The following is a 17,390-nucleotide window of genomic DNA, read 5'->3' as shown; positions in this document are numbered from 1 at the left end:
AGGTCAGCATACGCGGGGCCCGTCCAAGTGATCCGGCGGCCTCCAGTCGGCGATGCCGTCGAAACCGCGCAGGACGAGACCGGGTCCGAAGTGGGAGACGGCGCTGATGAGCGCGTCGCGCACGGCGACGGCGGGCCGGGCGGAGAGCAGGGTGAGCCGGCCGGTGCGCGCGGCCTTGCGGACGATCGCCGTGGTGCGGGGCAGCCGGTCGGCGGTGTACGCGGCGAGGGCGCGGCTCGGCGGGAGTGTCCGTCCGGCGTGGTGGGCGAGGACGACGGCGTCCTCGATGGCCTGGTTGCCACCCTGGCCGAGGGTGGGCTGCATGGCGTGGGCGGCGTCGCCGAGGAGCGCGACCCGGCCGTGGTGGAACGCGGGCAGCGGCTGTGCCATGTGGTGCACGTCGTGGCGCAGGACACCGTCGGGTTCGGTGGCGGCGAGGATGTCGGGGACCGGGTGGTGCCAGTCGCCGAAGAGCCGGAGGAGTTCGGCCTTCTCGTCGTCGGGGGCGTGGGCGCCGGCGGGCGCGGCGGCCATGGCGTACGCGTAGATCCGGCCGTCCTTGAGGGGCTGGGTGCCCCAGAGTCGGCCGGCTCCCCAGGTCTCGTGCGGGGCGAACGGGCGGCCTGGGGCGGGTACGACGACCCGCCAGGTGGTGAAGCCGGAGTACGTGAGGCCGCGGTGATCGGGGAAGAGGGCGCGGCGGACGCCGGAGTGGATGCCGTCGGCGCCGAGGACCAGTTCGGCCTCGACGTCCCCCTCGGGGGTGCGGACGACGGCGGGCCGCCGGTCGTCCCCCGGGTCGGCGAGGGACGCGGTGACCCCGGTGCGTACGACGCCGTCGGGGAGGGCGGAGGTGAGGATCTCGACGAGGGTGGCGCGGTGGAGCAGGACGAGCGGTCCGCCGAAGCGTTCCGCGGCGGCCTTGGCGCTGGTGCGGGCGAGCCAGCGGCCGTCGGGGGCGCGCATGCCTCCGTCGCCCTGCCAGGCGGACAGTTCGCGGACCCGGTCGCCCAGGCCGATGACGTCCAGGGCGCGCTGGGCGTTGGGGGCGAGGCCGATGCCGGCCCCGACGGGGGTGAGGGCGGCGGCGCGTTCCAGGACGGTGACGTCCCAGCCCCGCTGGTGGAGGGCGACGGCGGCGGTGAGTCCGCCGATGCCGGCTCCCACGACGACGGCACGGTGCTGTTCCATGGCTTCTCCCCTCGCTACTACATCTGTAGTGACACCTCTCACCGTACTACAGCTGTAGTGAGCGTGGTGGATAAGTTGTGCACATGACCGCACGCACTCCCGAAGCGACCTCCCCGACGTCCTCCCGCGCGGCGCTGATCGGCGACGCCGCGCTCGAGCTGCTCGTCGAACGGGGGATGCGCGGGCTCACCCATCGCGCCGTGGACGAGAAGGCGGGACTCCCCCAGGGGTCCACCTCGAACCATGCCCGGACCCGTCAGGCGTTGCTCGAAACGGCCGTACGGCGCCAGGTCCAGCTGGAGGCGGGAGTCCTCACCCCGCACGAGATGCCGGCCGCCGGGGCCGACGCGGACGCCCTGGTCGACGCTCTCTCCCTGGCCCTGCACCGCTATCTCACCGACCACCGGGCGCTGCTCGTCTCCCGTTACGAACTCGCCCTGGAGGCCACGCGCCGCCCTGAGCTGCGCCGCTTCTTCGACTCGGCGGGCTCGGTGTTCCACGGCCCGCTGATCGCGATGATGGGGAACGCCGGCTCGCCCGAACCCGAGCGGCACGCGCTGTCCCTGATCGCCTGGTGCGAGGGGCTGATGTTCTCCTGCGCCGCCGGGTCGTTCCACTCCTCCGTACCGAGCCGCGAGGAACTGCGGAGGGGATTCAAGGAGTTGCTCCGCGGCATGCTCGGCGGGTGAACCGGGCCGAAGTCCCTGACACCGCGCACGATCGTCGGCGACGATGCCCGCATGACCACTGTGGACCGCACCGGAAGCACCGAAGTCGCCGAGAGCGACGACAGCGCCGAGACCACCGAACGCATCCGGACCACCGAACGCAGCGTGCCGTCGACCACCGCGGGCGAACGCGAGATGCTGGAGGGCTGGCTGGAGTACCACCGCGGGACGCTCGCCATGAAGTGCGAGGGACTCGACGACGCCCGGCTGCGCACGGCCTCGGCACCTCCCTCGGACCTCAGTCTGCTCGGCCTCGTCCGTCACATGGCCGAGGTCGAACGCGGCTGGTTCCGCCGGACGCTGGCCGGGGAGGAGACCACCCGGATCTACAGCACGAAGGAGGACCCGGACGGTGACATCCACGTCACCGAGGCCGACACCTGGCAGGAGGCGCACACCACCTGGCGGGAGGAGATCGAGCGTGCCCGCGCGATCGCGGCGGCCCACGGCCTCGACGACCTGAGCGCCCGGAAGTCCCGCGGCGGCGAGCGGTTCAACCTGCGCTGGATCTACACCCACATGATCGAGGAGTACGCCCGTCACAACGGCCACGCCGATCTGCTGCGCGAGCGGATCGACGGAGCGACCGGCGACTGAGCCCGGGCGGCGGGCGGCTGACCGGCGACTGAGCCCGGCAGGAGGTCTACCGGCGACTGACCCAGGTCGGCGGGCGTTCGACCGCCCTCGGACGTTCGCCCCGGGTCACGCGTCACCCGTGCGGGGCATTCCTGGCGAGTAGGGGCGCGAAGATCACCGCCCGGCCAGCAGAGTTGCGCGGGTGCATGGAACGAGAACCACAGCGAAGGTCCTGGTCGGGATGGCGGTCGCCGCCCTCTCCGGCTGTGTCTCGGTGGAGTCGCCGCCACCGGCCCCCGAACGACCCCCGGAGATCAGCCGCCCCACCCAGGACGTGGCGCCGCAGATCGTCCAGGGGCCGGCCCGTGAGGCCCTCGAAGCGGCGCTCCCCGCCCCCCAACCGCCGGCGCCGCGCGCCGGTTCCGGGGAGCGGAGGCAGGAGACGGGGTCCGACGCGCGGAAGGACGGCGAACGTCCCTCGTCCGTACCGAAGCAGAAGAGAGACAAGGGCATCAAACCGCCCAAGCCGCCGAAGCCGCCCAAGCGGCCGGAGCCGCCCCACTCCCGCGGTGACGTCTGCGACCTGGGCGAGCGGTACGGCGGCTGGCGGCCCGACAGCCACGAGGCGAAGATCTGCAGGGGTACGCACGGTCACTGACCCCGCGAACGTACGGTCGCTCCCTCACCCCGCCCCCGACGTGCGGCCTCCGACCCTCCGCCGGCCGCACGCTGCCCTCATCCCGAACCGAGCCGCGTCTCCAGGCGTGCGATCGCGGCGCGCACCCCGTTGCCGTAACCGTCGTCGTCGAGGGCGGCCGATGCCGCGCGGGCCCGGTCCAGATGGACCCGCGCCGCGTCGGGCCGCCGCAGCTTCACATAGTCGGCGGCGAGATTGAGATGGAGCGAGGGGTACAGGGCTCGCAGCGCGGCCGCCGAGTCATGCGCCGGCCGTTCCTCCCCCAGCCCCTCGGCCGCCAGCAGGGCCCGCAGATCCCAGGCCAGTTCGGCGTCGGGGTCGTCCTGCGCATCGGCCATGTAGTGCGCGAGGGTGCAGCGGTGCAGGGGGTCGCCGTCCGGGCCGATCTGTTCCCACAGCTGCCCGAAACGGTTCCGCGCCTCCTCGCGGTCCCCGCCGTGGAGCAGCATCATCGTCTGCCCGATCCTGGTCATGACGCCGTCGTCCGACACCTGCTGCTGCTCCGTCACTGCGGCCTCCGCGCACTCTCGGTCCCGAGAACCCGACGCTAGCCGCAGCCGCCACCGATCCGGCACAGGCTCGGGCGGGGCCCCGAGCCTGTCAGCCGGGCGGGCTCAGCCCAGGTCCGGGATCCGCCAGTCGATCGGCTCGTGGCCCTGGGCCGCGATCGCCGCGTCGATCTGGGTGAAGGGGCGGGAACCGAAGAACTTCTTCGCCGACAGCGGCGAGGGGTGCGCGCCCTTCACCACCACATGACGCTCGTCGTCGATCAGCGGGAGCTTCTTCTGCGCGTAGTTCCCCCACAGGACGAAGACCGCCGGGTCCTTCCGCGAGGCCACCGCGCTGATCACCGCGTCCGTGAACTTCTCCCAGCCCTGGCCCTTGTGCGAGTTGGCCTCGCCGGCCCGGACGGTGAGGACCGCGTTGAGCAGCAGGACGCCCTGCTCGGCCCACGGCATCAGATAGCCGTTGTCCGGCACGGGGTGTCCGAGCTCCTCCTTCATCTCCTTGTAGATGTTGCGCAGCGAGGGCGGGGTCTTCACACCCGGCCGTACGGAGAAGCAGAGGCCGTGCCCCTGCCCCTCGCCGTGGTACGGGTCCTGGCCGAGGATCAGGACCTTGACCTTGTCGTACGGCGTCGCCGCCAGGGCGGCGAAGACCTCCTCGCGCGGCGGATAGACCGGCCCCTTGGCCCGCTCCTCCTCGACGAACTCGGTGAGCTGCTTGAAGTAGGGCTTCTGCAGCTCCTCACCGAGGACGTCGCGCCAGGACTCGGGCAGCATGTCGGTGTCGGTCACGTTCAACAACCTCCGGTAGGCCGGTATCTCTACGATCACAGAACCTACCGGGGGCCACTGACAACGCCCACGGGCGGGCGCCCCGCCGGCTCCCGGCGGGACGGCCTCCTACCAGCTCGCCCTGCGGCTGAGCTCCCACATCTGCATGACGGTCTGCGGGTCGAGCGCGCGCTCCGCGCCGCCGATGTCCTCGCTGGCCGCGATGTAGAGCTTGCCCTGCCACAGGGGCAGCAGCCGGACGTCCTCCACCATGAGTTCCTGGGCCTTCTTGAACTCGTCCGTGGCCGCCCCGCGGTCGCTCTCGCGACGGGACTTCGGGAGCAGCTGGTCGGTGATCTCGGGACGCACGTACGGCGTTCCCAGCACGTTCTGCTTGCCCACGAACGGGGCGACGAAGTTGTCCGGGTCCGGGAAGTCGGGGAACCAGCCGCGACCGAAGACCGGGTACTGGCCCTTCTGGTAGCCCGTCTGGAACTCCTTCCAGGGCTTGCTGTGCAGGGTGACCTTGAAGAGGCCGGACGCCTCCAGCTGCCGCTTGAGCTCGGCGAACTCCGGCGCCGTGGAGGAGCCGTACCGGTCGGTGGTGAACCAGAAGTCCAGGGCCACGGGCTCGGTGATCCCGGCGTCCTTCAGGATGGCGCGGGCCTTGCTGACGCTGGGCTCGCCGAAGCGGTCGAAGAACTCGGTGGTGTGGCCGGCGATGCCCTTGGGGACCATGGAGTACAGCGGCTCGGCCGTGCCCTGGTACACCTTCGCGACGAGTTCGTCGCGGTCCACGAGCTGGGCGATCGCCTTGCGGACGGGGGCCTTGGCGACCGACGGGTCCTGGGCGTTGAAGACGAGGTAGCGGATGTCGGCGCCGGTCGACTCGATCAGCTGGAGGCCCTTGTTCTCGTCCTTGTTGGCCTGCAGGTCGACGACCTCCGCCGCGGTCAGACCGCGGTAGGTGGCGTCGATCTCCTTCGCCTTCAGCGCGGCGACCATCGGCTCGGACTCCTTGAAGTACCGGATGGTCACGCCGCCGTTCTTGGAGTCGGCGAAGCCCTTGTAGGTGGGGTTCTTCGTCAGCTCCGCCTTCTCGCCCTCCTCGTACTCGTCGAGGACGTAGGGGCCGGAGCCCACCAGCTTGCCGTCCTCGCGGAGCTTGTCGGCGGGGTACTCGGCCGGGTCCACGAGCGACATGGCGGGCGTGGCGAGGATGAAGGGGAAGGTCGCGTCGGGCTTGTTCAGCCGGAAGACCACCGTGCGGTCGTCCGCGACCTCGATCTTGTCGAGGGAGCCGAGCATGCCGCTGGGGCCGCCGTCGACGTCGATCTTCCGGATGCGTTCGATGGAGTACTGGACGGCCTTGGCGTCCAGTTTGTGCCCGTTCGAGAATGTGAGGCCTTCGACGAGCTTGCACTCGAAGATACGGCTGGCCGTGTCCTTGAATTCGCAGTTGGCGGCGTCGGGCTGCGGAGTCGTGCTGCCGGTCGGGAAGCTCACCAGCGTCTGGAAGACATTCCGGAACAACTCCCAGGAATTGTCCCAGGCAGCGGCTGGATCAAGCGTGGTGGGAGAACTCGTCGTACCGACGACGATTCTCTGCTCCCCGGCGGATTCACCGTCCGAAAACAGGCTGCATCCGGATACCAGGGATATGGACGCAAGGGCTGCAGCGGCCTGCAGACTGGTCCGGTTGAACACGTGCACGCTCCTCGTTCAGCCATGGGTCGGCCGACCTTACCGCAGCACCCCGCCAGGTCAATGTTCGACCCGGGCGGGGCACTTGAGGCATTCGACGTGCAACCGGGGCCAATCCGGACAGTCATTCCGGAAAGTGTCCGGATATCGGTCACCCGACTCCGGCGTTCAGGAAAATCCCGCCGTCGACCACGAGGGTCTGGCCAGTGATCCAGTCCGACTGGCCGGAGGTGAGGAAGGCGGCAGCCCCGCCGATGTCCTCGGGGACGCCGAGCCGGCCGAGCGGGTACGCCGCCGCCGCCTCCGCCTCCCTGCCCTCGTAGAGGGCCTGGGCGAACTTGGTCTTCACGACGGCCGGGGCGATCGCGTTGACCCGCACGACCGGCGCGAATTCGTGTGCCAGCTGGAGGGTCAGATTGACCATGGCCGCCTTGCTCATTCCGTACGCGCCGATGAACGGCGAGGCGGAGATGGCGGCGACGGAGGCGATGTTCACGATCGCCCCGCCGTGGTCCTTCTGCCAGGCGCGCCAGGTCTGCTGGGCGAATCCGAGCGCGGAGATCACATTGGTCTCGTAGACCTTGCGGGCCACATTCAGATCGAGCTCGGCGATCGGCCCGAAGACCGGATTCGTGCCGGCGTTGTTGACCAGGAAGTCGACCCGGCCGAAGGCGTCCATCGCCGCCGCGACCGCGGCGGCCTGGTGGGCCTCGTCATGGGCCTTGCCCGGCACGCCTACCACCCGGTCGGCGCCGAGGCGCTCCACGGCCTCCTTGAGGGCCTCCTCGCCGCGTCCGGTGATGACGACCCGGTCGCCGCGGGCGACCAGCGCCTCGGCCACGCCGTAACCGATGCCCCGACTGGCTCCGGTCACCAGGGCGACCTTGCCGGAGAGCTCGGGAAGTTCCTTGGTGCTCATGTACGTCTCCTTTTCCGCTCGCGCGTCGGTGCGTCAGTTGAGCGGGCCGCCGGCCACGTACAGGACCTGGCCGGAGACGAATCCGGCGTCGTCACCCGTGAAGAAGGCGATGGCGTTGGCGATGTCGTCCGGCTTGCCGACGCGCTGGACCGGGATCATCGAGGCCGCGGCGGCCTGGAACTCCTCGAAGCCCATGCCGACGCGCTCGGCGGTCTGCGCGGTCATCTCGGTGACGATGAAGCCGGGAGCGACGGCGTTGGCGGTGATGCCGAACTTGCCGAGCTCCTTGGCGAGGGTCTTGGTGAAGCCCTGCAGACCGGCCTTCACGGCGGAGTAGTTGGCCTGACCGCGGTTGCCGAGCGCCGAGGAGGAGGACAGCGAGACGATTCGGCCGAAGCCCGCGTCCACCATGTGCTTCTGGCAGGCCTTGGCCATCAGGAACGCGCCCTTGAGGTGCACGTTCATGACGGTGTCCCAGTCGGACTCCGACATCTTGAAGAGCAGGTTGTCGCGGAGCACGCCGGCGTTGTTGACGAGGATCGTCGGCGCGCCGAGCTCGCCGGCGACCCGCGCGACGGCCGCCTCCACCTGGGCGCTGTCGGAGACGTCGCAGCCGACGGCGATGGCGGTGCCGCCCGCGGCGGTGATCTTCTCTACGGTGTCCTTGCAGGCAGCCTCGTCGAGGTCGAGTACGGCGACGGCGCGGCCTTCCGCGGCCAGCCGTACCGCGGTCGCGGCGCCAATGCCCCGCGCCGCGCCGGTGACGACGGCTACGCGCTGCTCGGTGGTGGACATGCTGATTCTCCTCGCCCTTGGATCATCCCTGGTCTGCGGCCCACGCCGCGGTCCGCACATGAGCGACCGCTTAGTACCTTCCGCAGACGAGACGCTAGAAGCACTGGCACCCGGTGTCAACGGCCCACCGGGTGCACCCGCTCACTCCACGGTTCCACGCCGCCGCTCAGCGCACGAGGAGATCGAGCAGCCTTTCGACCTCGGCTTCCGGGTCGGCGGTCAGGCCGGTGTGCACGGGGCCGGGCTGGACCACCGTGGAGCGCGGCGCGATGAGCCAGCGGAAGCGGCGCCCGGCGTCGTCGCGCGCCGCCTGACCCGCGTCGTCGCCGCCCAGGCACACCCCCTCGACACCGTGCAGCGCCGCCCGCACACCGACGACGTCGGCATCCGGGTCGAGCGCGGTCAGCTTGTTCTCGTCGAGATGCGTACGCGCGGCGACAAAGGACTTGGCACGGCAGTAGACCACCACGCCCGCGTTGAAGAACTCGCCCCGCTCGACACGGGGCACCACGCGCAGCACGGCGTACTCGAAGACATCGCGGTCGGTCACGTGGTGCGGTCCTTCTGCGTGGGGTGCGGCCGAGGGGGAAGGCGGTCGGCCAGCCAGCCGGGCACCTGCGAGGGCTTGCGCCGGGTGGGCGGCCCGAGGGTGATCCGCTCGTGGATCGTCGCGGCGCGCGGAAGCAGCGCCTCCACGTAGGCGCGGCGCAGCGCGTCGGTCGTGTCGAAGCCGGGCTCGTCGACCAGCCACTCGTCGGGGACGTCGGCGGCGACCTCGTCGAGGAGCTCCCGGGTGACCAGCGGCGCGAGTTCGGCGGCGGCGGATGCGACATCGGGGCCGTACGGCGCGAGCGCGTGGTCGGACGCGTCGTACGGCTTGGCGGCGGACGCCTCGGCGCCGGGCCAGTTGTGGTGCCAGATCATGGTGGCGCCGTGGTCGATCAGCCATACGTCGCCGTGCCAGACGAGCAAGTTCGGGTTCCGCCAGGACCGGTCGACGTTGTTGATCACGGCGTCGAACCAGACGACCTTCCCGGCCTCCTTCGGGTCCACCTCGTACGCCAGCGGGTCGAACCCGAGGGAGCCGGGCAGATAGTCCATCCCGAGGTTGAGGCCACCACTCGCCTTGAGCAGCTCCTGCACCTCCTGATCGGGCTCGGACAGGCCGATGACGGGATCGAGCTGAATCGTGACGAGCTCGGGCACGCGCAGCCCGAGCCGACGGGCGAGCTGTCCGCAGATGACCTCGGCCACGAGGGTCTTGCGACCCTGCCCGGCGCCGGTGAACTTCATGACGTACGTACCGAGATCGTCGGCCTCGACGATGCCCGGGAGCGAACCGCCCTCACGCAGGGGCGTGACATAGCGGGTCGCTGTCACTTCTGTAAGCATTTCGCCAGGCTATACGGCCTGCCCCCCTCGAAATCCACGGAAATAGGTGACGCCGCGCCACCTGAGCTATCGCGCCGATGAGCCCTGGGGAGAATCTGGGGAGAACTCGGCCGCGACGAACACCACGCACGCCAGCGTGAGGACCAGGGCCGGAAGCAGCAGGAGCACTTCGGTCACCGCGCCACCCCGCCCGCTCACTGAGATGCTGTGGGCAGGGGATGGCACGGCTGGTACGGGGAGGGTCCCCATCGCGAGGGGCGCCGTCCGTACCGACCCGACTACGGTGCGTGGAACCGGACCTCCGGGTGCTGCACGGACGGTCCGTCCAGCAGCGGCGCGTTCCGACCGCGCAGGTGCGTGTCGAGGAACGCGGCGACATAGCTGCGGGTGATGGTGTCGACGCGGTCACCGTCGAGCTGTTGGAGCGGACTGCCGAGCTGCTTGGCGAGCGGCGCCAGGTCGGTGAAGGAGAGGTGCTCGGTGTCGTCGACGCTCACCCAGCGTTTCCATCCGGTGAGTTCGTGCCAGGTCTGGTCCCAGGTCGGGTCCTGACCGCCGGGTACGTGACTGGGCTTGCCCAGCATCAGGACGGGCCGGTTCAGGGGTGCGTCGTTGGGGAATCGGAAGTTGCCGTCCATGTTGGCCCCCGCTTTGACGCGCGGATCCCGCAGCATGGCCGGGATCGTGCTGAAGCCGCCGGCCGAGTGTCCGACCATGGCTATGCGCCCCTTGTCGATGAGCGCACCTCCCTTCCAGGCCGAGTGCTCTCCCGTGAGCTCGTCGAGCACGAAGGAGACGTCCTGGGCGCGGACGGCCCCGACCCTGGGGAAGTCCGTGTTCTCGCACGCCACGCAAGCGGTCGTGTGACCGTCGGGGAAAGTGGTGCCATGGGCCTCGAAGTTGTGACCGATCCCGGCGACGGCATAGCCCCGGCCGGCCAGTTCCTCGGCGAGCCCGCTCAGGGTGGCGCGCGGCATCCCGAAGCCCGGCGACAGGACGACCAGGGGCAGCCCGCCGCGTACCCTCACGGGCTCGGCTTCCACGGTCGCATGGGTGGCGACGGTGGCGAACAGGTCCGGCGGCAGACCCAGTCCGGTGGACTCGCCGTACTTCCTGGACTCCGCGGTGGTCATGTACGACGCGGGCGTGCGCGAGGGCTTCGTGGCCGGGTACCAGAGGGAGACCATCAGCTCCCGGTCTTCCGTCGGCACCCACGGATCGGCCCTGCCCTCGTCCTCCAGGTGCATGGTGGTCATCCCGACCGGATGGTTCCCCGTGGGTTCGGGGAGCGCGAGGGCGGGCACGGACGCTTTCGCGACGGGTATGTCCGCATGGGCGGTTCCACCGCACACGCTGCCGGCCAGTGCCACGGCGATCGTCGCGCCTACGAGAAATGCGCGTTTCATTGACTTCCTTCTGTCGACGGCTGATCGCGACACGCGCGTCACGACCGGATGCCTGAACGCTACGGATGGGTATGGGCTTTGCCATCCGCCCGTGGCTCCGTCCCAGTGGCCCGGGCATACAACCGTGGGGCTACGTCTACGGGCGACCCCCGCTGGCCCTCAGGTGTCGGCCGCAGCACCTCTGCCGCCGCCCGAGGCGAACAATCCCGCTCGCTCGGCGCTGGCGGGCCAACGGTGGACACGGTCCTCGACCCTGGTGCGGTACAGCCCGGCGGGAGTCTCGGCGGACAGGTTCGTCTTCAGGGGGGCGGCGCACCAGCGACGTCGTCATCAACCAGATCGCCCTGGAACTGGTCGCGCGGACCCAGGGCGAGGATTGGCGACGACGAGTCCGAGGGCATGGTCACCTTCGGCCGGTTCACCCTCGGCGGCAACTTCCGCCTCTCGACGGGCGAGCGGTCCAGTGTGCCGTTCGGCATCGGTCTGCCGCGGGAGACGCCGGTCACGGAGCTGCACGGCCAGCCGCTGGGCATCGAGCTCGGTGTACGAACGGAAGTCGCGGTCGCGGGTGCCAGGGACAAGGGGCACCCGCAGTGCCTTCTTCAGCCGGGGCACCAGGGTGAAGCGGCGGGTGTGGTAGGCGGAGGCGACTGCGGCGCCGCGCGAGAGGCAGGGCGAGCCGGGCTGTGGGTCATATTTCGGACGGCTGCTCGCCGTCGTCCGCGTCCGACTGGTCGGTCGGGAAGGGCGCTGAGGGCCCGTCATGGGCCCGGATTTTCAACACGATGAGGTGCTTGGTGTTCACGGATGTGGCGTTACGAGGCCTGTTTCGTAGGCCGTGATGACGAGTTGGACTCGGTCGCGGGCTTCGAGTTTGGTGAGTAGCCGCGCTATGTGTGCCTTCGCTGTGGCCACGCTGATGTAGAGATGGGCGGCGATCTCGCTGTTGGACATGCCGCGTCCGACGAGGGTCAGTACCTCGCGTTCCCGCTCGGTGATGTTCCCGACCGGCCGTGGATGCGGGGCAGGTTCGGGGCGGGCGGCGAACTCTGCGATCAGGCGGCGCGTGACGCTCGGTGCGATCAGGGCGTCTCCGGCGGCGACCACGCGGATCGCCGCGAGGATGTCGTCCAGTGCCATGTCCTTGACGAGGAACCCGCTCGCACCCGCGCGGAGCGCGCCATAGATGTACTCGTCGTCGTCGAACGTGGTGAGGACGAGGACGCGCGTCGCTCCAGCGGATGCCGTGATCATCCCGGTGGCCTCTATGCCATCCATGCCTGGCATGCGGATGTCCATCACTGCCACGTCGGGCTCGGTGTCGCGGACCAACTGGACCGCTTCGGCGCCGGTTCCGGCCTCTCCCACGACGTCGATGTCGGGGGCGTCGGCCATCAGGACACGCAGGCCGTTGCGGACCAGTGGCTGGTCGTCGGCGAGCACGACGCGGACCGTCATCAGATGTGTACTCCTTCGGAGAGGGGGAGCCGGGCCGCCACGCGAAAGCCACCCTCGGGTCGCGGCCCGGCGGTGAACTGGCCGCGTAGCAGGGTGACGCGTTCCCTCATTCCGGTGATGCCATATCCGGTGCCGGAGGTGAGGCCGCCGCGGCCGTCGTCAGTTACCTCGATGGTCAGTTCGCCGTCTTGGTAGCCGATGGTGACGCGGCAGTCGGGGGTGTCCGCGTGGCGTACGACGTTGGTGAGGGCCTCCTGGACGATCCGGAAGGCGGCGAGGTCGATGTCGGAGGGCAGGGGGTGTCGTAGTCCGAGCCATCGCACCTCGACATGGACGCCCGCGTCCCTCGTCGAGGCGGCCAGCCGGTCGAGATCGCCCAGCCCCGGGGGCTCGCGTGGCGCGGCCTCCGGCCCGGGGCCCGCTTCGGCGCGACGTAGTGCCCCCAGGGTGCGCCGCAGCCCGGCGAGGGTTTCCCTGCTGGTGTCTTCGATGGTGGCCAGCGCGTTGCGGGCTTCGTCCGGCTGTGTGTCGATGACCCGGCGGCCCACGCCTGCCTGGATGGCGATGACGCCGATACTGTGCGCGATCATGTCGTGCAGTTCGCGGGCGATCCGGAGCCGTTCGGCGGCGACGGCCTGGGCGGCGGTCTGTGAGTGCAGTGCCGCAGCGTGCTCGCGGCGTTCGCGAACCGAATGGCCGGTCATCCAGGCGGCGGCGAGCGCGAGAACGAGGACCACGACCGTACGGGCGAAGCCGTCCGTCCCGGTCCCGAGGCGTGCGGCGAAAGCGACCTGTACGCCGAGCGTCGCAGCGGCAGCGGTGACCGCGATGCGGCGAGGCCGCGTGGCCACGATGTATCCGACGGCGAGATCGTTCGCCAGAACCAGCAGATACACGACCTGCCAGAACGGACTTGTCGTCGCCGTGACGTACGTACCGAGGAGCATCGGCGCCAGGGCCGACAGTGGGTGGCGGCGCAGCAGTCCGAGAGGCAGGACCGTGACCGCGGCCGCCGAGACGAACGGCAAGCCGGGGGAGTCGAAAGGTGTGCCGCGTGCCGCGAAGAACAGTGCGAACGGGTAGGCGATGGCCCCGCACCAGGCCAGGGCCGCCCGCACGGCCGGCCGCAGGTGCCAGGACAGCAGGGGACGCGGCTTGGCGGACATGAAGCGATCGTAATCGCCTGACCAGCGGCGGAACATTGGCCTGTGGGCGTACGCCCACGGGATACCAGCCCTCCCACGAGTGCAGCCGACGGGCCGATGCCGAGCGGACACTCTCCCCGGCACCGTTGGCCGGGTGATCGAAGTCAACGAACTGACCAAGCGATACGGCAAGGCCACTGCCGTCAACGGCCTGACTTTCACCGTGCGCCCCGGGCACGTCACCGGGTTCCTCGGTCCCAATGGTGCCGGCAAGAGCACCACGCTGCGGATGCTCCTCGGCCTGACCGAACCCACCAGCGGCACCGCCACCATCGACGGTCACCTGTTCCGGGACCACCCGCGTGGCCTGCGCCACGCCGGTGCCCTGCTCGACGCCCATGACGTCCATGGCGGTCGCAGCGCAGCGGCCTATCTGTCCGCCCTGGCCCGCAGCAACGGTATCCCGCGGCGCCGGGTGGACGAGGTCCTTGAGGAGGTAGGACTGGCTCCTGCGGCCCGGCGCCGCATCGGCGGGTTCTCCCTGGGCATGAAGCAGCGGCTCGGCATCGCCACGGCTCTGCTCGGCGACCCTCCGGTGCTGCTGTTCGACGAGCCGGTCAACGGCTTGGACCCGGAGGGCGTGCGGTGGGTACGTGGACTGTTCAGGCGGCTGGCCGCCGAAGGGCGCACCGTGTTCGTCTCCAGCCACCTGATGAGCGAGATGCAGAACACCGCCGAGCGCCTGATCGTCATCGGCCGGGGCAAGCTGATCGCAGACGAGAGCGTGGCGGAGTTCGCGGCCCGCGGCACCCGCCAGAGCGTGACCGTGCGGACGCCCGACACCACCGCGCTGGCAGCTGTGCTCGAAGCCGAGGGCGCTTCGGTGCAGCCGGACGACACGGGCGCCGGCGCAGAGGAGTTGCTCACCGTGACCGGCCTGAGCGCGGCCCGCATCGGGGAACTCGCCTCCCACCACCGCATCGTGCTCCTTGAGCTGACCACCCGCACCTCCTCACTGGAGGAGGCATTCATGGAACTCACCGCCGACAGCGTCGAATACCTCGCAGGAGAACCCCGATGACCCCGACCACCACACAGCCGACGGCCGCCTCCACCGCCGTACGTGCCGCCGAGCCCGGCGCCCGCTTCCGGGACCTCCTCGCCGCCGAATGGATCAAGCTGTGGTCGCTGCGCTCCTCCTCATGGGCTTTCGGGGTCAGCGCGCTGGTCATCATCGCCATCAACATCAGCGCGGCCGTCGCGGACTACAACAACTGGCCGACCTACAACGAAGGGATCCGAGCCCTCTTCGTTCCGATCTGGGCCATGCGGGACGCCTTCACCATCGGCGCCTGCATGGTCCTGATACTCGTCACCGGCAGCATCGGCGCCCTCACGATCGTCGGCGAGTACAGCACCGGGCAGATCCGTACGACCTTCGCGGCCGTCCCTGCCCGCCGCTCGGTCGTAGCGGCCAAGATGGGCGTCGTGACGGCAGTCATGCTCGTCTACGGCACGGTCGTCGCGGGAACCTCGTTCGGCGTGACACAGGCCATCCTGTCCGGTCGGGACATCGGCCTGTCCCTCGACTACCCCGGCGCGCTGCGCGCCGTCGCGGCGTCCGCCCTGCTCGCTCCGGTGTGCGCGCTCGTCGGCATGGGCCTCGGCGCCCTCATCCGGCACACCGCTGCCACCATCGTGACGTTCACCGGCATCCTTCTGCTGCTGCCGTTCCTCCTCAACGACCGCCACCGCTGGTCGTCCGGCATCCTTCACGCGCTGCCCCGCAGTGCGTGGGAACGACTGGTGCAGATGGGCGACCCCTTCGGATCGGCCCCCTACCCGGCGACCATCAGCGGGTCGTGGATCGCGTACGCGGCCTGGCCCCTCGCCGCAGCAGTCATCGCCATGGCCGCCGTCCGCCGCCGCGACCTATGAGCCCATGACCACGCGATACGACAAGCGCGGTTACGTTCTTCCTCGGCGCAGCCACAGCAGCGGCGCTGGCCATCTGGCTCCGCACATGATCAGCCGGGCCAGTCCTGCGCGCCCCCGCCCGGGGCGATCAGGCCCGTCTCGTAGGCATAGACGACGGCCTGGACGCGGTCGCGCAGGTCCAGCTTCGACAGGATGCGGCCGATGTGGCTCTTGACCGTGGTCGGGCTCAGGTAGAGCCGGGAGGCGAGTTCGGCGTTGCTGAGGCCCGTCGCGAGCAGGCGCAGTACCTCCAGTTCACGCGGGGTCAGGCCGGATAGATCACGGTGCGGGGCGATGGTCTGCGGTTCGTCGCGCCGGGCGAAGCGCTCGATCAGTCGGCGGGTGATCGTGGGCGCGAGAAGAGCGTCGCCGGACTGCACCAGGCGTAGGGAGGCGACCAGGTGTTCGGGGCTGACGTCCTTGAGCAGGAAGCCGCTGGCGCCGGCCGTGAGCGCCGTGTAGACGTAGTGGTCGAGGTCGTATGTGGTGAGGATGACGACGCGGGTTTCCTGCGGGCCGTCACCGGCGAGGATGCGCCTGGTGGCCTCGATGCCGTCCATCTCCGGCATCCGGATGTCCATGAGGACGATGTCGGGCCGCGTGCGGCGGACCGCTGCGACGGCCTCTGCACCGTCAGCCGCCTCGGCTGTCACGTCGATGCCGTCCGCGGCCAGGATCATCTTGAAGCCGGTGCGCACGAGAGCCTGGTCGTCTGCGATGACGGCCCGCAGCGCCGGCCTGTTCGCTGTCATTGAGCCCTCCGCGGGATGCGGGCCGTGACCCGGTAGCCGCCGGTGTGCGTCGGCCCGGCGGTCAACTCGCCCTCATAGACGGCCAGCCGCTCGCGCAGCCCCAGGTGGCCACGGCCGCTGCTCTCCACCGGTGGGAATTCCTTCGCGCCACCGGTGTCCGTGACCTCGATCTGCAGACTGTTGTCGGTGTAGCCGATCGAGACGGACGCCTCCGCTCCGCGTGCGTGTTTGATCGTGTTGGTCAGCGCCTCCTGCACGACGCGGTACGCCGCGAGGTCCACCCCCGGTGGCAGCGGTTCCGGCGGCAGCGACAGCTCGACGCTCACGGGTGTCCCGGCCGCACGCACGCGGGCGACCAGCGCGTCGAGCTGCGCGAGCCCAGGCTGGGGCTCCAGGCCGTCGGGCTTCGCGTGGTCTGCGGCTGCCAACAGGCCCATCACATGGCGCAGTTCGGCCATGGCGGCCCGGCCGCCCGCCTCGACGGCCAACAAAGCCTCCTTGGACTGCTCGGGCGCCACGTCCATCACTGTGCGGGCCGCGCCCGCCTGGATCACCATCACGCTCACATTGTGGGTCACGACGTCGTGCAGTTCGGCGGCGATACGGGCACGCTCCTCCTCGACAGCCCGGCGCATGGCCTGCTCCTGAGCCTCCTGCAGTTCGACGACCCGGCGCCGACTGGACGCCAGCCGCAGTTGCAGGAAGCGGACCAGGCTGGCCAGCATCCCGGCCACCAGCAGCACGAATCCCGGGCTGGACCACCCTGGGACCACGGGGTCCGCGTCGCGGAAGGCGAAACCGGACAGCACGGCGGCGATCACCAGGACAGCGATCGCCATGATCCGGTAACGGCTGTGGACGACAGCGCTGTAGGCAGCGACGACACAGGCCAGGACGGTGATCCAGGAGGCGGAGCTGCCGATGGCCAGGCTCGCGCCCAGCACCGTCGCGAATACGGCCAGCGGGTAACGGCGCCGGAGCGCCAGCGGCAGCGTCGACAGGACGACCGGGGCCCAGGGCACGGGAGGAAGGTCGTCCTCCGCGGGTGCCTGATCGGGTCCGGGCGGCGGCGGGGCCGGGACCCCGTTCCCGATGTCGACCTTGGGCGGGTCGATGTTCACCGGCGCGTCACCGGGAAAGCGCACCGCGACGAACAGAGCGATGACGGTCAGTACGACCGCCAGCACCACATCGGCGCGCACCGCTCGCTTGGACAGCGGAGTGGTCCCGGCCTCAGGGCGCAGCGCCTCGATGAACTGTCGCTGCCTGCTGCGCCGGTCTTCCGTCTCCATCCGCACATTGTGCTGCGGTCTGCGCCCGGCCCGCGTCCGCCTGCCTGACCAGGGCATTGTCCCCCGGTCCTCCTCCTCAGG

General features: G+C 70.2%; 19 protein-coding genes. 6 read left to right on the top strand and 13 right to left on the bottom strand.

Annotated elements, in window-relative coordinates:
• Positions 1–3: 3 nt before the first annotated feature.
• On the bottom strand, positions 4–1,191 hold the full coding sequence (locus ABZY12_RS02875) for an FAD-dependent monooxygenase (RefSeq protein WP_356886417.1): 1,188 nt from the start codon (positions 1,189–1,191) through the stop codon (positions 4–6).
• Between the two features lie 83 nt (positions 1,192–1,274).
• Between ABZY12_RS02875 and ABZY12_RS02870 the strand changes: the two genes are divergently transcribed.
• From ABZY12_RS02870 to ABZY12_RS02860, 3 genes are all read left to right on the top strand, one after another.
• Complete coding sequence (locus tag ABZY12_RS02870) at positions 1,275–1,880, top strand: TetR family transcriptional regulator (RefSeq protein ID WP_356886415.1); 606 nt, start codon at positions 1,275–1,277, stop codon at positions 1,878–1,880.
• A 174-nt stretch (positions 1,881–2,054) separates the two neighbouring features.
• Positions 2,055–2,516, top strand: coding sequence for a DinB family protein (locus ABZY12_RS02865; RefSeq protein ID WP_356886970.1), 462 nt, complete (start codon positions 2,055–2,057; stop codon positions 2,514–2,516).
• A gap of 181 nt (positions 2,517–2,697) precedes the next feature.
• On the top strand, positions 2,698–3,153 hold the full coding sequence (locus tag ABZY12_RS02860) for a hypothetical protein (RefSeq protein WP_356886413.1): 456 nt from the start codon (positions 2,698–2,700) through the stop codon (positions 3,151–3,153).
• Between the two features lie 77 nt (positions 3,154–3,230).
• Here the strand turns inward: ABZY12_RS02860 and ABZY12_RS02855 are convergent, their stop codons facing one another.
• The 8 genes from ABZY12_RS02855 to ABZY12_RS02820 form a co-directional block, all read right to left on the bottom strand.
• Complete coding sequence (locus tag ABZY12_RS02855) at positions 3,231–3,701, bottom strand: hypothetical protein (RefSeq protein WP_356886411.1); 471 nt, start codon at positions 3,699–3,701, stop codon at positions 3,231–3,233.
• A 105-nt stretch (positions 3,702–3,806) separates the two neighbouring features.
• Complete coding sequence (gene ung / locus ABZY12_RS02850; protein ID WP_356886409.1) at positions 3,807–4,490, bottom strand: uracil-DNA glycosylase; 684 nt, start codon at positions 4,488–4,490, stop codon at positions 3,807–3,809.
• 108 nt (positions 4,491–4,598) lie between these two features.
• A complete protein-coding gene (locus ABZY12_RS02845) occupies positions 4,599–6,176 on the bottom strand; it encodes an ABC transporter substrate-binding protein (protein ID WP_356886407.1) in 1,578 nt (525 codons plus the stop codon).
• 148 nt (positions 6,177–6,324) lie between these two features.
• Complete coding sequence (locus ABZY12_RS02840; RefSeq protein WP_356886405.1) at positions 6,325–7,092, bottom strand: SDR family oxidoreductase; 768 nt, start codon at positions 7,090–7,092, stop codon at positions 6,325–6,327.
• 33 nt (positions 7,093–7,125) lie between these two features.
• The gene (gene fabG / locus ABZY12_RS02835; RefSeq protein WP_356886403.1) at positions 7,126–7,887 is read right to left on the bottom strand and encodes a 3-oxoacyl-ACP reductase FabG; all 762 of its coding nucleotides are present in this window, start codon (positions 7,885–7,887) and stop codon (positions 7,126–7,128) included.
• Positions 7,888–8,053: 166 nt separating this feature from the next.
• Positions 8,054–8,437, bottom strand: coding sequence for a DUF3037 domain-containing protein (locus ABZY12_RS02830; protein ID WP_356886401.1), 384 nt, complete (start codon positions 8,435–8,437; stop codon positions 8,054–8,056).
• Positions 8,434–9,279, bottom strand: coding sequence for a HipA family kinase (locus ABZY12_RS02825; protein WP_356886399.1), 846 nt, complete (start codon positions 9,277–9,279; stop codon positions 8,434–8,436). The genes ABZY12_RS02830 and ABZY12_RS02825 overlap by 4 nt, the downstream gene beginning before the upstream one ends.
• 278 nt (positions 9,280–9,557) lie before the next feature.
• On the bottom strand, positions 9,558–10,685 hold the full coding sequence (locus tag ABZY12_RS02820; protein ID WP_356886397.1) for an alpha/beta hydrolase: 1,128 nt from the start codon (positions 10,683–10,685) through the stop codon (positions 9,558–9,560).
• Between the two features lie 48 nt (positions 10,686–10,733).
• On the opposite strand from ABZY12_RS02820, the gene ABZY12_RS02815 reads away from it, so the two are divergent.
• Complete coding sequence (locus tag ABZY12_RS02815) at positions 10,734–11,474, top strand: sporulation protein (RefSeq protein ID WP_356886395.1); 741 nt, start codon at positions 10,734–10,736, stop codon at positions 11,472–11,474.
• Positions 11,475–11,486: 12 nt separating this feature from the next.
• Here ABZY12_RS02815 and ABZY12_RS02810 read toward each other — a convergent pair whose 3' ends face one another.
• Together ABZY12_RS02810 and ABZY12_RS02805 are read right to left on the bottom strand one after the other, a co-directional pair.
• Positions 11,487–12,143 carry a response regulator transcription factor gene (locus tag ABZY12_RS02810; protein WP_356886393.1) on the bottom strand — a complete coding sequence of 219 codons (657 nt, stop codon included), beginning with the start codon at positions 12,141–12,143 and terminating at the stop codon, positions 11,487–11,489.
• On the bottom strand, positions 12,143–13,309 hold the full coding sequence (locus ABZY12_RS02805) for a sensor histidine kinase (RefSeq protein ID WP_356886391.1): 1,167 nt from the start codon (positions 13,307–13,309) through the stop codon (positions 12,143–12,145). Before ABZY12_RS02805 ends, ABZY12_RS02810 begins: the two co-directional genes overlap by 1 nt.
• 133 nt (positions 13,310–13,442) lie before the next feature.
• On the opposite strand from ABZY12_RS02805, the gene ABZY12_RS02800 reads away from it, so the two are divergent.
• Positions 13,443–14,369 carry an ATP-binding cassette domain-containing protein gene (locus ABZY12_RS02800; RefSeq protein ID WP_356886389.1) on the top strand — a complete coding sequence of 309 codons (927 nt, stop codon included), beginning with the start codon at positions 13,443–13,445 and terminating at the stop codon, positions 14,367–14,369.
• Positions 14,366–15,226, top strand: a complete 861-nt coding sequence (locus ABZY12_RS02795; RefSeq protein WP_356886387.1) for an ABC transporter permease — start codon at positions 14,366–14,368, stop codon at positions 15,224–15,226. The genes ABZY12_RS02800 and ABZY12_RS02795 overlap by 4 nt, the downstream gene beginning before the upstream one ends.
• An 89-nt stretch (positions 15,227–15,315) precedes the next feature.
• On the opposite strand, the gene ABZY12_RS02790 is transcribed toward ABZY12_RS02795, so the two are convergent.
• Positions 15,316–16,017 carry a response regulator transcription factor gene (locus ABZY12_RS02790; RefSeq protein ID WP_356886385.1) on the bottom strand — a complete coding sequence of 234 codons (702 nt, stop codon included), beginning with the start codon at positions 16,015–16,017 and terminating at the stop codon, positions 15,316–15,318.
• The gene (locus ABZY12_RS02785) at positions 16,014–17,309 is read right to left on the bottom strand and encodes a histidine kinase (RefSeq protein ID WP_356886383.1); all 1,296 of its coding nucleotides are present in this window, start codon (positions 17,307–17,309) and stop codon (positions 16,014–16,016) included. The genes ABZY12_RS02790 and ABZY12_RS02785 overlap by 4 nt, the downstream gene beginning before the upstream one ends.
• Positions 17,310–17,390 lie beyond the last annotated feature (81 nt).

Origin of the sequence: Streptomyces sp. NPDC006551, assembly GCF_040611675.1 — a bacterium.
Taxonomy (GTDB): domain Bacteria; phylum Actinomycetota; class Actinomycetes; order Streptomycetales; family Streptomycetaceae; genus Streptomyces.
This window is presented reverse-complemented; position numbering and strand designations above follow the sequence as displayed.

Bases quoted from the DNA above. Each gene is read 5' to 3' on its own strand.
- ABZY12_RS02875 (WP_356886417.1), bottom strand. From the start codon at position 1,191: ATGGAACAGCACCGTGCCGTCGTCGTGGGAGCCGGCATCGGCGGACTC.
- ABZY12_RS02870 (WP_356886415.1), top strand. From the start codon at position 1,275: ATGACCGCACGCACTCCCGAAGCGACCTCCCCGACGTCCTCCCGCGCG.
- ABZY12_RS02865 (WP_356886970.1), top strand. From the start codon at position 2,055: ATGCTGGAGGGCTGGCTGGAGTACCACCGCGGGACGCTCGCCATGAAG.
- ABZY12_RS02840 (WP_356886405.1), bottom strand. From the start codon at position 7,092: ATGAGCACCAAGGAACTTCCCGAGCTCTCCGGCAAGGTCGCCCTGGTG.
- fabG (WP_356886403.1), bottom strand. From the start codon at position 7,887: ATGTCCACCACCGAGCAGCGCGTAGCCGTCGTCACCGGCGCGGCGCGG.
- ABZY12_RS02825 (WP_356886399.1), bottom strand. From the start codon at position 9,279: ATGCTTACAGAAGTGACAGCGACCCGCTATGTCACGCCCCTGCGTGAG.
- ABZY12_RS02820 (WP_356886397.1), bottom strand. From the start codon at position 10,685: ATGAAACGCGCATTTCTCGTAGGCGCGACGATCGCCGTGGCACTGGCC.
- ABZY12_RS02815 (WP_356886395.1), top strand. From the start codon at position 10,734: ATGCCTGAACGCTACGGATGGGTATGGGCTTTGCCATCCGCCCGTGGC.
- ABZY12_RS02810 (WP_356886393.1), bottom strand. From the start codon at position 12,143: ATGACGGTCCGCGTCGTGCTCGCCGACGACCAGCCACTGGTCCGCAAC.
- ABZY12_RS02805 (WP_356886391.1), bottom strand. From the start codon at position 13,309: ATGTCCGCCAAGCCGCGTCCCCTGCTGTCCTGGCACCTGCGGCCGGCC.
- ABZY12_RS02795 (WP_356886387.1), top strand. From the start codon at position 14,366: ATGACCCCGACCACCACACAGCCGACGGCCGCCTCCACCGCCGTACGT.
- ABZY12_RS02790 (WP_356886385.1), bottom strand. From the start codon at position 16,017: ATGACAGCGAACAGGCCGGCGCTGCGGGCCGTCATCGCAGACGACCAG.
- ABZY12_RS02785 (WP_356886383.1), bottom strand. From the start codon at position 17,309: ATGGAGACGGAAGACCGGCGCAGCAGGCAGCGACAGTTCATCGAGGCG.